This is a genomic window from Brenneria nigrifluens DSM 30175 = ATCC 13028 (genome assembly GCF_005484965.1).
GTDB lineage: Bacteria > Pseudomonadota > Gammaproteobacteria > Enterobacterales > Enterobacteriaceae > Brenneria > Brenneria nigrifluens.
Genome location: NZ_CP034036.1, coordinates 4,467,682 through 4,480,754 on the forward strand (window position 1 = coordinate 4,467,682; position 13,073 = coordinate 4,480,754).

At 57.8% G+C, this 13,073-nt stretch carries 13 protein-coding genes; 11 read left to right on the forward strand and 2 right to left on the reverse strand.

The window, feature by feature from the left end; genetic code table 11:
• Positions 1-50 precede the first annotated feature (50 nt).
• The 11 genes from msrP (at position 51) to EH206_RS20985 (ending at position 10,880) form a co-directional block, all read left to right on the forward strand.
• Complete coding sequence (gene msrP / locus EH206_RS20935; protein ID WP_009114773.1) at positions 51-1,070, forward strand: protein-methionine-sulfoxide reductase catalytic subunit MsrP; 1,020 nt, start codon at positions 51-53, stop codon at positions 1,068-1,070.
• A 43-nt stretch (positions 1,071-1,113) separates the two neighbouring features.
• Entirely contained in the window at positions 1,114-1,713 is a 600-nt protein-coding gene (msrQ, locus tag EH206_RS20940; RefSeq protein ID WP_009114774.1) for a protein-methionine-sulfoxide reductase heme-binding subunit MsrQ, read from the forward strand.
• A gap of 252 nt (positions 1,714-1,965) precedes the next feature.
• Positions 1,966-2,418 (forward strand): type II 3-dehydroquinate dehydratase, encoded by a 453-nt coding sequence (aroQ, locus tag EH206_RS20945; RefSeq protein ID WP_009114775.1) that lies wholly within the window; start codon positions 1,966-1,968, stop codon positions 2,416-2,418.
• A gap of 24 nt (positions 2,419-2,442) precedes the next feature.
• On the forward strand, positions 2,443-2,913 hold the full coding sequence (gene accB / locus EH206_RS20950) for an acetyl-CoA carboxylase biotin carboxyl carrier protein (RefSeq protein WP_009114776.1): 471 nt from the start codon (positions 2,443-2,445) through the stop codon (positions 2,911-2,913).
• An 11-nt stretch (positions 2,914-2,924) separates the two neighbouring features.
• Positions 2,925-4,268, forward strand: a complete 1,344-nt coding sequence (gene accC, locus EH206_RS20955; protein ID WP_009114777.1) for an acetyl-CoA carboxylase biotin carboxylase subunit — start codon at positions 2,925-2,927, stop codon at positions 4,266-4,268.
• Positions 4,269-4,405: 137 nt separating this feature from the next.
• Entirely contained in the window at positions 4,406-4,648 is a 243-nt protein-coding gene (locus EH206_RS20960; protein WP_009114778.1) for a YhdT family protein, read from the forward strand.
• The gene (gene panF, locus EH206_RS20965; protein WP_009114779.1) at positions 4,638-6,089 is read left to right on the forward strand and encodes a sodium/pantothenate symporter; all 1,452 of its coding nucleotides are present in this window, start codon (positions 4,638-4,640) and stop codon (positions 6,087-6,089) included. Before EH206_RS20960 ends, panF begins: the two co-directional genes overlap by 11 nt.
• A gap of 17 nt (positions 6,090-6,106) precedes the next feature.
• Entirely contained in the window at positions 6,107-6,988 is an 882-nt protein-coding gene (gene prmA, locus EH206_RS20970; protein ID WP_009114780.1) for a 50S ribosomal protein L11 methyltransferase, read from the forward strand.
• Between the two features lie 439 nt (positions 6,989-7,427).
• Positions 7,428-8,393 carry a tRNA dihydrouridine synthase DusB gene (gene dusB / locus EH206_RS20975; RefSeq protein WP_009114781.1) on the forward strand — a complete coding sequence of 322 codons (966 nt, stop codon included), beginning with the start codon at positions 7,428-7,430 and terminating at the stop codon, positions 8,391-8,393.
• 23 nt (positions 8,394-8,416) lie between these two features.
• Complete coding sequence (gene fis, locus EH206_RS20980) at positions 8,417-8,713, forward strand: DNA-binding transcriptional regulator Fis (protein WP_005975342.1); 297 nt, start codon at positions 8,417-8,419, stop codon at positions 8,711-8,713.
• Positions 8,714-8,915: 202 nt separating this feature from the next.
• A complete protein-coding gene (locus EH206_RS20985; RefSeq protein ID WP_040344187.1) occupies positions 8,916-10,880 on the forward strand; it encodes a TonB-dependent receptor domain-containing protein in 1,965 nt (654 codons plus the stop codon).
• Here the strand turns inward: EH206_RS20985 and EH206_RS20990 are convergent.
• Together EH206_RS20990 and EH206_RS20995 are read right to left on the reverse strand one after the other, a co-directional pair.
• A complete protein-coding gene (locus EH206_RS20990; RefSeq protein ID WP_009114783.1) occupies positions 10,877-12,235 on the reverse strand; it encodes an ATP-binding protein in 1,359 nt (452 codons plus the stop codon). The genes EH206_RS20985 and EH206_RS20990 overlap by 4 nt on opposite strands.
• Entirely contained in the window at positions 12,232-12,984 is a 753-nt protein-coding gene (locus EH206_RS20995) for a response regulator transcription factor (RefSeq protein WP_009114784.1), read from the reverse strand. The genes EH206_RS20990 and EH206_RS20995 overlap by 4 nt, the downstream gene beginning before the upstream one ends.
• Between the last annotated feature and the right edge of the window lie 89 nt (positions 12,985-13,073).

The following is a 13,073-nucleotide window of genomic DNA, read 5'->3' on the forward strand; positions in this document are numbered from 1 at the left end:
ATTGGCACACCATCATTATCGCCGGCAATAACCATCGGCGGGAGTTCCACATGTATAAAAATCGCCTGCATAAAAATCGCCAGCTGACCGAGGCGGACGTCACGCCGGAGAGCGTGTTCCTCCAGCGCCGCCGCGTATTAAAGGCGCTGGGCATCACCACGGCGGCGCTGTCGTTGCCATTCTCCGCGCAGGCGGATCTGCTCGCCTGGTTTAAAGGCGACAACGACCGCCCCAAGGCGCCGCCGGGCAAAGCGCTGTCATTTACCCAACCGGCGGATTGGCGTCCCGACCTGCCGCTCACGCCGGAAGATAAGGTCACCGGTTATAACAATTTCTATGAATTCGGGCTGGATAAGGGCGATCCGGCGGCCAATGCCGGCGGGTTGCGGACGGAAAGCTGGAAAATCCGCATCGACGGCGAGGTCGCCAAACCCATCACGCTGGATATCGACGACCTGCTTAAGCGCTTTCCGCTGGAGGAGAGAATTTATCGCCTGCGCTGCGTCGAGGCCTGGTCGATGGTGGTCCCCTGGATCGGGTTTGAGCTGGCGAAGCTGATTAAATTTGCCGACCCCACCGGCCATGCCCGCTATATCGCCTTTCAGACGCTCTACGATCCCGAACAGATGCCGGGACAGAAAGACCGCTTTATGGGGGGCGGCCTCGACTACCCTTATGTCGAAGGCTTGCGGCTGGATGAGGCGCTGCACCCGCTTGCGCTGCTCACCGTCGGCGTTTACGGCAAAACGCTGCCGCCGCAGAACGGCGCGCCGGTCAGATTGATCGCGCCGTGGAAATACGGCTTTAAAAACATCAAATCCATCGTGCATATCCGCTTCACCCGCGAGCGTCCGCCGTGCACCTGGAATCTGGCGGCGCCCAATGAATATGGCTTTTACGCCAACGTCAACCCGCACGTGGATCATCCGCGCTGGTCGCAGGCGACCGAACGCGTTATCGGCGCCGGCGGTATTCTGGATGTGCAACGGCAGCCGACCCTGCTGTTCAATGGCTATGCCGAGCAGGTGGCATCGCTGTATCGGGGTCTGAACCTGCGGGACAACTTTTGACCGGCGGCGGCGCAGTAGCGCCGATTTAGGAGATAACGTCTGAATGCGGCTGACCATGCAACACATAACCTGGCTGAAGATCATTATCCATCTGGCGGCTTTTTTACCGTTGCCATGGCTGATACTGGCGGTCGATCAGGGATGGCTGAGCGCCGATCCGGCGAAAGATATTCAGCATTTTACCGGCCGCATGGCGCTGAAGCTGTTGCTCGCCACGCTGCTGCTCACGCCGCTGGCTCGTTACGGCAGGCAACCGCTGCTTATCCGCTGCCGACGTCTGGTCGGGCTATGGTGTTTTGCCTGGGCGACCTTGCATCTGGCGAGTTACGCGTTGCTGGAACTCGGGATAAGCCATCTGGGTTTGCTGGGAGAAGAGTTGCTTCGCCGCCCCTATTTAACGCTGGGAATGATTAGCTGGCTGATTTTATTCGCTCTGGCGCTGACATCGCCGCAGAGGGTGATGCGCAAGATGGGATCCCGCTGGCAAAAACTGCATAACCTGGTCTATCTGGTCGCCATTCTGGCGCCAATCCACTATCTTTGGTCAGTCAAAACGCTCTCGCCCCAGCCGGTTTTATATGCGCTGGCGGCCCTGATATTGTTATTGTCGCGTTATAAAAAATTTCGCCGATGGTGGCGTTAAAAGCCAGGACCGGTGTGAAGCCGAGCGCGGCAAGCACCGGCTGTTTCACCGACGATTTACGGATACTGCTGGAATATCTCCGCAGATAAGACCAGTATTTGGCTGCTAATTGCGGCGAAATGGTTATAATGCACGACTTTGTTTCCCGGCAGCCGACAATTTGCGTTGGAAAGGTGACAAACGCATAGCTTCGCGCTATTTTGTGCGACACTGTTTTTGCAATCCGGGCGAATCGCGGGAGATAGCAGCATAATGGCTGACAAGTTTCACATTTTGCTTTTGAATGGCCCTAACCTGAATCTGCTGGGTACGCGCGAGCCGGATAAGTACGGCAAAACCACGCTGACGCAGATAGTCAGCAATCTGGAAACGCAGGCGCAGGTGCTGAATGTGCAATTTTCCCATCTGCAGTCCAATGCGGAACATGTTCTGATCGACAGAATTCATCAGGCCAGAGGAAACACGGATTTTATTTTGATCAACCCGGCGGCGTTTACCCATACCAGCGTTGCGCTGCGTGACGCTCTGTTGGCGGTTGATATCCCGTTTATCGAAATTCATCTGTCCAACGTGCATGCGCGTGAAGCTTTCCGCCATCACTCCTACCTGTCCGATATCGCTGTAGGGGTGATTTGCGGCTTCGGGGCAGAGGGTTATAACCATGCTTTACAGACGGCGGTAACACGCCTGTCAACTTCCAATTAAACAGAAGAGTACGGAACCACATCCATGGATATTCGTAAAATCAAGAAACTGATCGAACTGGTTGAAGAGTCCGGCATCGCCGAACTGGAAATTTCCGAAGGTGAAGAATCAGTACGTATCAGTCGTGCCCCGGCAACGCCAAGCTACCCGATGATGCAACAGGCCTACGCGCCAATGCTGCAACAGCAACCGGCGCTGGCCGCCGCCGTCGCGCCGGCGGCGGCCGCGGCGGAAACCACGGCCGCACCGGCCGCCATCAGCGGGCACATCGTTCGCTCTCCCATGGTCGGTACGTTCTACCGCACCCCCAGCCCCGATGCCAAAGCATTTGTCGAAGTCGGCCAGCAGGTGAATGTCGGCGACACGCTGTGCATTGTCGAAGCCATGAAAATGATGAACCAAATCGAAGCCGACAAAGCGGGCGTGGTCAAAGCGATCCTTGTCGACAACGGCCAACCGGTTGAATTTGACGAGCCACTGGTTGTCATCGAATAACGAGGCTTACCATGCTAGATAAAATCGTTATCGCTAACCGCGGAGAGATCGCGCTGCGTATTTTGCGTGCCTGCAAAGAGCTGGGTATCAAAACCGTTGCCGTTCACTCCAGCGCGGATCGCGATCTGAAACATGTGCTGCTGGCGGATGAAACCGTGTGCATCGGTCCGGCGCCGTCCACCAAAAGCTACCTGAACATCCCGGCGATCATTTCCGCGGCGGAAATCACCGCTTCCGACGCCATTCACCCTGGCTACGGTTTCCTGTCCGAAAATGCCGATTTCGCCGAGCAGGTCGAGCGTTCCGGCTTTATTTTCATTGGCCCGCGCGCCGACACCATTCGCCTGATGGGCGATAAAGTGTCCGCCATCAACGCTATGAAAAAAGCCGGTGTTCCTTGCGTGCCGGGTTCCGACGGCCCGCTGGACGGCGATATGGATAAAAACCGCGCCTTCGCCAAACGCATCGGCTACCCGGTGATCATCAAAGCCTCCGGCGGCGGCGGCGGCCGCGGCATGCGCGTGGTGCGCAGCGATAAAGAGCTGGAACAGTCCATCAATATGACCCGTGCGGAAGCCAAGGCGGCTTTTAATAACGATATGGTCTATATGGAAAAATATCTGGAAAACCCGCGTCACGTGGAAATTCAGGTATTGGCCGACGGTCAGGGCAACGCCATTTATCTGGCCGAGCGCGACTGCTCCATGCAGCGCCGTCACCAGAAAGTGGTGGAAGAAGCGCCGGCGCCGGGCATCACCGCCGAACAGCGCCGTTTTATCGGCGATCGCTGCGCGAAAGCCTGTATCGATATCAATTATCGCGGCGCGGGCACCTTTGAATTCCTGTACGAAAACGGCGAGTTCTACTTTATCGAGATGAACACCCGTATTCAGGTGGAGCATCCGGTAACCGAAATGATTACCGGGGTGGATCTGATCAAAGAGCAGCTGCGCATTGCGGCGGGCCAACCGTTATCCATCCGGCAGGAAGACGTTCAGGTGCGCGGTCACGCGGTGGAATGCCGTATCAACGCCGAAGATCCGAACAGCTTTCTGCCGAGTCCGGGTAAAATTACCCGTTTTCACGCGCCGGGCGGCTTCGGCGTGCGTTGGGAATCCCATATTTACGCCGGCTATACCGTGCCGCCGTACTACGATTCCATGATCGGCAAATTGATCACCTACGGCGAAACCCGCGAAGTGGCTATTTCGCGCATGAAGAACGCGCTGGCGGAGCTGATTATCGACGGGATCAAAACCAACGTCGATCTGCAGATGAAGATCATGAACGATGAGAACTTCCAGAAAGGTGGCACCAATATCCACTATCTGGAGAAGAAACTCGGTTTGCAGTAAATCTGCGGTTTTATGTCGGTAAAAGGTCGGTGAAAACCGGCCTTTTTGCTTTTCTGTCAATTCGGACTGGGCAAATCGACCGCATGCCGTAAAATTCCCGGTTTCGCACTATCAACACCAGCTTATCTGGGGGAAAAATGGATACGCGTTTTCTTCAGGCTCATCGGGAAGCCCGCTGGGCGATGGGCCTGACGCTGGCTTACCTGATAGCCTGGATTCTCACTGCTTACCTGCCTGACAGCGCTCAGGGCATTACCGGCCTCCCTCACTGGTTTGAAATGGCCTGCCTGCTGCTGCCGCTTGTTTTCACCCTACTGTGCTGGCTGATGGTTCGCGTCGTTTTCCGCGATATCTCACTGGAGAATGACGATGCAAAATGAGGTACTTCTGCCGCTGCTGGGCTACCTGCTGCTGGTTTTCGGGCTCTCGGTATACGCCTATCGCCGCCGCCAGGCGGGCAACTTTCTCAACGAGTATTTCCTCGGCGGGCGCTCAATGGGCGGCTTCGTGCTGGCGATGACCCTTATCGGCACCTACGTCAGCGCCAGTTCATTTATCGGCGGACCGGGGGCGGCCTACAAGTACGGGCTGGGCTGGGTATTGCTCTCCATGATCCAGCTTCCCACCATGCTGTTGTCGCTGGGCATTCTGGGGAAAAAATTCGCCATTCTGGCAAGACGTTATAATGCGATTACCCTCAACGATATGCTGTTCGCCCGCTACGGCAGTCGGCTGCTGGTATGGTTCGCCAGCATTAGCCTGCTGGTCGCCTTTATCGGCGCCATGGCGGTGCAGTTTATTGGCGGCGCGCGCCTGCTGGAGACCGCGGCCAACATCCCCTACGATATCGGCCTGCTGATTTTCGGCGTGACCATCGCGCTCTATACCGCGTTCGGCGGCTTCCGCGCCAGCGTGCTGAACGACGCCATGCAGGGCATCGTCATGCTGCTGGGCACGGTGATCCTGCTGGTGGGCGTTATCCACGCCGCCGGCGGCCTGCACAGCGCGGTGGACAAACTGCAGCAGATCGACCCCGCGCTGGTCACCCCGCAGGGCAGCGATCAGATCCTGTCGATGCCTTTTATGGCCTCTTTCTGGGTGCTGGTCTGTTTCGGGGTTATCGGCCTGCCCAACACCGCCGTGCGCTGCATCTCCTACCGCGACAGCCAGGCGCTGCACCGCGGCATTATTATCGGCACCATCGTGATCGGCATTCTGATGCTGGGCATGCATCTGGCGGGCGCGCTGGGCCGAGCGGTGATGCCCGACCTGACCATACCGGATCAAGTGCTGCCGGCGCTGATGGTTTCCGTGCTGCCCCCGCTGGCCGCGGGTATATTTCTCGCCGCGCCGATGGCGGCTATCATGTCCAATATCAACGCGCACCTGCTGCAGGCCTCCGCCACGATAATCAAAGATCTTTACCTCAGCGTGCGCCCGCAGCAAATGCGCAATGAACGGCGCATCAAGCGCCTTTCCAGCATGACGACCCTGCTATTGGGGTTATTGGTGCTGCTGGCCTCCTGGCGCCCGCCGGAGATGATTATCTGGCTAAACCTGCTGGCGTTCGGCGGGCTGGAAGCCGTGTTCCTGTGGCCGCTGGTGCTCGGCCTTTATTGGGAACGCGCCAACGCCACGGGCGCGTTAAGCGCCATGTTCAGCGGCGCATGCAGCTATACGCTGCTGGCCAGTTTCGATCTTCATCTGGCGGGCTTTCACCCTATCGTGCCGGCGCTGACGCTAAGCCTGCTGGCGTTTATTATCGGCAACCGCTTTGGGCACAGCCTGCCTGAACCGGCGACCGCACCCACTTCACTTTAAATGTAATAGAGACTGCTATGCCGTGGATTCAACTGAAAATCAATACTTCCGGCAGCCATGCCGAACAATTGGGCGACGCGCTGATTGAGAGCGGCGCGGTGTCCGTGACGTTTCAGGATACCCACGATACGCCGGTATTCGAGCCGCTGCCCGGAGAAACCCGCCTGTGGGGCGATACCGACGTTATCGGTTTATATGACGCGGAGACCGAGATGGCGGACGTTATCGCCGCGCTGGAGCAGGAGCCGCTGCTGGGCGCCGGGTTTCAGCATAAAATAGAGCAGTTGGAAGATAAGGACTGGGAGCGCGAATGGATGGATAACTTCCACCCGATGCGTTTCGGCGAACGGCTGTGGATCTGCCCGAGCTGGCGCGATATTCCCGACCCGACGGCGGTGAACGTGATGCTCGATCCGGGCCTGGCTTTCGGCACCGGCACCCACCCCACCACCGCGCTCTGCCTGCAATGGCTGGACGGGCTGGATTTACAGGGCAAAACCCTTATCGACTTCGGCTGCGGTTCCGGCATCTTGGCCATCGCGGCGCTAAAGCTGGGCGCCGCCCGCGCCATCGGCATCGACATCGACCCGCAGGCGATTCAGGCCAGCCGCGACAACGCCCGGCGCAACGGCGTGTCCGAGCGCCTGGAGCTCTATCTGCCGCAGGACCAGCCGGCCGACCTCGGCGCCGACGTGGTGGTCGCCAATATTCTGGCCGGCCCGCTGCGTGAGCTGGCGCCACTAATCAGCGATCTGCCGAAAACCGGCGGGCGCCTCGGTCTGTCGGGCGTGCTGGCGACGCAGGCCGCCGGCGTCGCCGAAGCCTATCAGGACAAATTCCGGCTTGACCCGGTGGCGGAAAAAGAAGAGTGGTGCCGCATTACCGGCGTACGTAAGTAACTTTCGCGTATCCCGCTTATTTTGGGTTTTCCCGCGCGTAAAAAATCGCGCTGAGGCGGACGTGGCGCCGCACGGACGCGGCAAAAGCCAGCGCCGCACCGGGGGCGCGTTTGCCGCCTTATGGTGCATAAAGTTTATTCCTGTTCTTGGTTTATTAACAACGCAATCCCCTGCAAATGGCGGATATCAATGTAACTCCTGCTTCAATCACCGCATATTACAGATAAATTGCGCAGCCGCCCGAATATTTTCCCGAACAAAAATAACGCATAAATATTTAAAACCTATTGTTAAATATAGATAATATTTTCTCGCCACACGCTGAATGGCGTTTTCTTTGATCGCCGCCGGCTAATTGGTCAAAGTTTGGCCTTTCATATCAGGTGAAAAATGCGTAATATACGCGCCCTTGCAGACACAGTATGGTCACTCTTTGTCTATGCGCATTGGACAATTTCAGCTTACCAATCGTTTGATAGCAGCGCCGATGGCCGGTATCAGCGATCGCCCATTCAGAGCACTCTGTCACACGATGGGCGCTGGAATGGCCGTGTCCGAAATGCTGATTTCCAATCCGGAAGTCTGGCGTTCGGATAAATCGCGTTTGCGTATGGTGCATAGCGATGAGCCAGGGATCAGGGCCGTGCAAATTGCCGGCTGTGACCCGGATGAAATGGCGGTGGCGGCGAAATTCAATACCGATTTCGGCGCGCAGATCATCGACATTAATATGGGTTGTCCGGCCAAGAAGGTGAACCGCAAGATGGCAGGGTCTGCGTTGTTGCAGTACCCGGATTTGGTAAAACGAATCCTCTCGGCGGTAGTGAAAGCGGTAGACGTGCCGGTAACGCTGAAAATCCGCACCGGCTGGGCGCCAGAGCACCGTAACTGTGTAGAGATTGCCAGATTGGCTGAAAGCTGTGGGATTCAGGCCCTGACCATTCACGGACGCACGCGTGCGTGCCTGTTCAATGGTTCGGCGGAATACGACAGCATTCGGACAGTTAAGCAGGCCGTTTCCATTCCCATTATTGCGAATGGCGACGTGACTTCCCCGCATAAAGCCAGAGCGGTTCTAGATTACACCGGGGCAGACGCCCTGATGATAGGACGGGCCGCTCAGGGAAGACCCTGGATCTTTCGGGAAATCCAGCATTATCTGGACACCGGGGAGTTGCTAGCACCGATGCCATTGGCAGAGGTCAAGCGCTTGTTGATCAAGCATATACGGGAATTGCACGACTTTTATGGTCCAGGCAAGGGATTTCGTATAGCTCGTAAGCACGTATCCTGGTATCTCCGGGAGAACGCCCCAAACGACCAGTTTAGGCGCACATTCAACGCCATAGAGGATGCCAGCGAGCAGCTGGAGGCGTTGGAGGCATACTTTGAAAATCTTGCGTAAACAGAAAAAGAGCTGACAGAACTATGTTCGAACAACGCGTGAATTCTGACGTACTGACCGTTTCCACCGTAAACTCTCAGGCACAGGTAACCCAAAAACCCCTGCGCGACTCGGTTAAACAGGCCCTGAAAAACTATTTTGCCCAATTGAATGGTCAGGACGTGAGTGACCTGTATGAGCTGGTATTGGCCGAAGTTGAACAACCCCTGTTGGACATGGTGATGCAATACACCCGCGGCAATCAAACCCGCGCCGCCCTGATGATGGGCATCAACCGCGGCACCCTGCGTAAGAAATTGAAAAAATACGGCATGAACTGATTCATCAGCGTATCTAGTTGATTTTAAAGGCGCTTGTCGGCAACGACGGGCGCTTTTTGTTTACCGCGCTCTCGCCTGGTCGACCCAATCACTCCCGTTCTTTCCGTCTACCCATTCCCGTCTGTCACACCTTGTCCAACCTTTAATAATGCGGATGCGTATGATTTGCATTCAGTGTAAATTTCAGGAGACATTTTCCATCATGCAACCCCGCTTTCACCGACGGTCGCTGGCCGTTATCGTTAAACTCGCTTTGTTCTGCCCTGTCGCCGCCTATGCCGAAGAACAAACCGGCACCCTGAACGCCGCAACGGAACCGGAAACGCTGGTGGTCACCGCCGCCGGTTATGAACAAAGCCAGGAGGACGCTCCCGCCTCTATCACGGTAATAAAAGGCGAAGATCTGCGTAAGCGTTCTATCCAGAATCTGGGCGACGCGGTGCGTGATGTGGAAGGGGTCGTTGTCAACGGCGGCGCCAATGAAACCGATATCTCCATCCGCGGCATGCCCGCCGATTACACGTTACTGATGGTGGATGGAAAACGCCAGAGCGGGCGCGATTCCCGCGTTAACGGCAACGCCGGGTATGAGCAAAGCTTCGTGCCGCCCGCCGCCGCCATTGAACGTATCGAAGTGATCCGCGGCCCCATGTCTTCACTCTACGGCTCGGACGCCATCGGCGGCGTGATCAACGTGATTACGCGCAAAGTCTCCCGCCAATGGGGCGGTTCGGTTTCTTATGATTATTCAGCCCGTCAGCACAGCGACCAGGGCAACGCGAACCAGACCCAGTTTTACCTCAGCGGCCCTCTCGCCCAGGATCTGCTGGGCTTGCAGGTGTGGGGACGCTATCTGAACCGTCAGGGCGACGACGACGTACAAACCACCAACGGCTTTACCAAGGCCGATCATAAAGACCTGACCGCGCGTCTGGCCTTCACACCCACGGCCGACCACGACATTCTACTGCAAGGCGGCGTCACCCGGCTGAAGAACGGCGAAGGCACCAGCCCCAACTGGGCCACGCGCGAGCAGAAGAACAACCGCGATCACTGGTCGGTTTCCCATGAGGGGCGCTGGAGCTGGGCGACCTCGACCGTCTCGCTGTCACAGGAAAAAACCAGTCGTGAGGGCGTTGCCACCGCCAGACAGGCGGATGTGCTGGGCCGCAAACCTGAAATCAAGAACACCGTGTTCGATGCCAAGCTGGTCGCTCCGACCGATTACCATATTTCCACCGCCGGGGTGCAATGGAATCAGAGCACGCTCAAAGACTGGAACCAGGGTCTCAACGATCGGAAAAACTATAAATTTGAAGTGGTGCAGAAAGCCCTGTTCGCGGAGGATGAGTGGCGGCTCACCGACAGCTTCGCGCTCACCACCGGCCTGCGCCTGGATCACCACGAGCAATACGGCAGTCATTTCAATCCGCGGATCTACGGAGTATGGCGCCTGAATGATGAATGGACCGTCAAAGGCGGCGTCGCCAGAGGCTTTAAAGCGCCCGAACTGCGGGCGGTCATCGATGATTACGCCGTACTGCGGCGCAACACCTATGTGATGTTCGGCAACTCGGACCTTAAGCCTGAAACCAGCACCAACTATGAGCTCTCGGCCTTATGGTCAAACCGCGACGATCTCTCGGCCGGCGCCACGGTTTTCTACAACGACTTCAAGGATAAGCTCTCGACGCTGACCACGGACGAACGTTGGAACGGGTACATCATCATGGATCGCATCAACATCGACAAGGCGGTGATCAGAGGCGTGGAGCTTAACGGACGCTGGCAGATCGTCCCCTCGCTGGCGCTGAAAGGCAACTTTACCTATACCGACTCGGAGCAGAGAAGCGGAGCGAATGCCGGCGCACCTCTGGCCCTGACTCCCAAGAACAAGGCCAACCTGCGGGCTGACTGGGATATTTCCGATCGGGCTCAGGCCTGGGCGGCGGTGAACTACTATGGTAAAGAGTTCGGGAATACCATCAATAATGAACCGTCGCCGGCTTACACCACGGCGGACATCGGCGGCTCTTATCAGCTAACCCGCGCCGTGGCGCTCAATGCGGCGATTTACAATCTGAACGACAAGCGTCTGGATGACGAAACTTACGGTACGGTCAATTACGGGCGCACGTTCTGGTTCGGCACCACCATCGCTTTCTAACCGGGCGGCAACCTCACGACGGCGCACAACCCGGCGGGCGGGCGATTCTCCAGGATCAGCTCGCCGCCGTGCGCATGAATACAGGCGCGGGCGATGGACAGCCCTAATCCCATCCCGGCGCCGATCCCCGCACCGTCGCGCTCCGGGAGCGGGTTCAGTTGCACAAAAGGTTCGAAAGCCTGCTCAAGAGCGCAAGGCGCAATCCCCGGGCCGTGATCGAGCACTTCAATACAAACGCCCTCAGGCCCGCGCTGGAGGCTAAGCGTGGCGTCGCCCGCGTGGATCAACGCATTATCGATTAAATTGGTCAGCGCGCGCTTGAGCGCCAGAGGACGACAGCGGATCTCAATCTGTTCGGCGCCCGCCCATTGCACCCGCCGTCCCATGGTGCGATATCGCCGGACCAACTCGTCAAGCATGGCGGTGAGCGACAGACTGCTCGTTTGCTCCTGCATGGCGTCACCGCGCACGAAGTTAAGGGTTTCACGCACCATGGCGCTCAATTCGTTCAGGCTTTCCAGCATGTCGTCGCGGGGCGGGCCGGCCTCCAGCAACTCCACCTGCAAACGCAGCTCGGTGATGGGCGTATTGAGATCGTGGCTGACGGCGGCAAGCATGCGGGTACGTCCCTCGATGTGACGGGCAATCCGTTCCTGCATCACGTTGAATGCCTGGGTCAGCTCGCGCGCTTCCAGGGGCCCGGACAAAGGCAACGGCGCCATCCGCTCCCCCCGGCTAATCCGTTCGGTCGCCGCGGCCAGCGCCTTGACGGGATGCACCACCCGCCGCATGAAAAACACGACAATCAACAACACCGGTACGCTGGTCACGGGCAGCGAATAGGAGAGTAAACGGCTCCATTCGTATGCCTGAAGCGGATGTTGCACCCCATTGAGGTAGCGCCCGTCAGGCAGCCGGATGCTGGTGCGAAGCCGCAGCGGATCCCAACGAATCGGGCTGAAAAGGTGGCCGCGCGCCAGTCCGCCGTCAGTACGTTCGAGCTGCATGACAATACTTATGTCCGCTGCCGCAGGCAGCCGCGAGCTCAGATCCGCGATCAAGCGACGCTCCTCTTTCCGCATGTCGAAAGGCGTAATTTCGGGATGAGCGTCAATCCAGAAGCGGGCGTCATTGGCGTTCATGGAAACCAGCAGTTGGTCGGCGTCAGAGAGCGATAAGCGGTGAGCGGCCTGATAGGCAATGGTCAAGCGCTCCAGCGCGAGGGTGCGTGATACCGGGTGGAGCAAAGCCCCGGTAAGCTGGACGTAAGCCATGGCGATAAGATTCGACGCCGCCAACGCCAGCACCAGCAGCAGCGCCAACTGGTTGGCCATACGCCTGGGCAGCCAGCTCATAGCGGGTGTACGCTCACGTCGGACGCCAGCAGGTAACCACTGCCCCAGACGGTAATCAACAATTCGCTATCGTGCAGGAAATGCGCGAGCTTACTCCGCAGGCGACTGACCTGCCGATCGATTGCCCGATCGAAAACATCGTTGCCGGGGCGAACGCACAGGTCGATCAGCCGGTCGCGACTCAACACCGCATTGGGGTATTGCAGAAAGGCCCACAGCAGGCGCCTTTCCATCGTACTTAATTGCACGCCGACGCCGTTGGCGTCGCTGAGTACGCCCGTCGCCGGCATAAACCGCAAGCCGGCGAAACAGTACATGAGCAGCGCTTTGTCATCGCGTTGCACCGCGTCGGCCGCGCGGCCCGCCCCCAGACGACGCAGAACGCTATGGATGCGCGCCACCAGTTCGCGAGGTTCAAACGGCTTGACGACATAGTCATCCGCCCCCAGATCCAACCCCCGGACACGGTCGTCCATGGCGTCGCGCGCCGTCAGAAGGATGACCGGCATATTAAAACGCCGGTGAAGCTGGCGGCACAGTTCCATACCATCCCCGTCGGGGAGCATCACGTCCAGGATGACAATATCGATCGGCTGTTGTTTTAAAATCAGCCACATCGCCGCCGCATTCTCGGCGGTGCGCACATCAAACGCATAGCGGCGCAGGTAAACAGCCAAAGGCTCGCGGATCTTGCGATGGTCGTCCACCACCAGCACTCGCGGAGTAGCAACCGTCTCGGCGGCGTTCATAAATCTCCCTGCCATACTGTTTGAATTTGGGGAAAAACGACCGCGCAAGCGTATCGCACCGCCTCAAAACAATTGTTGCCGATAAAAAA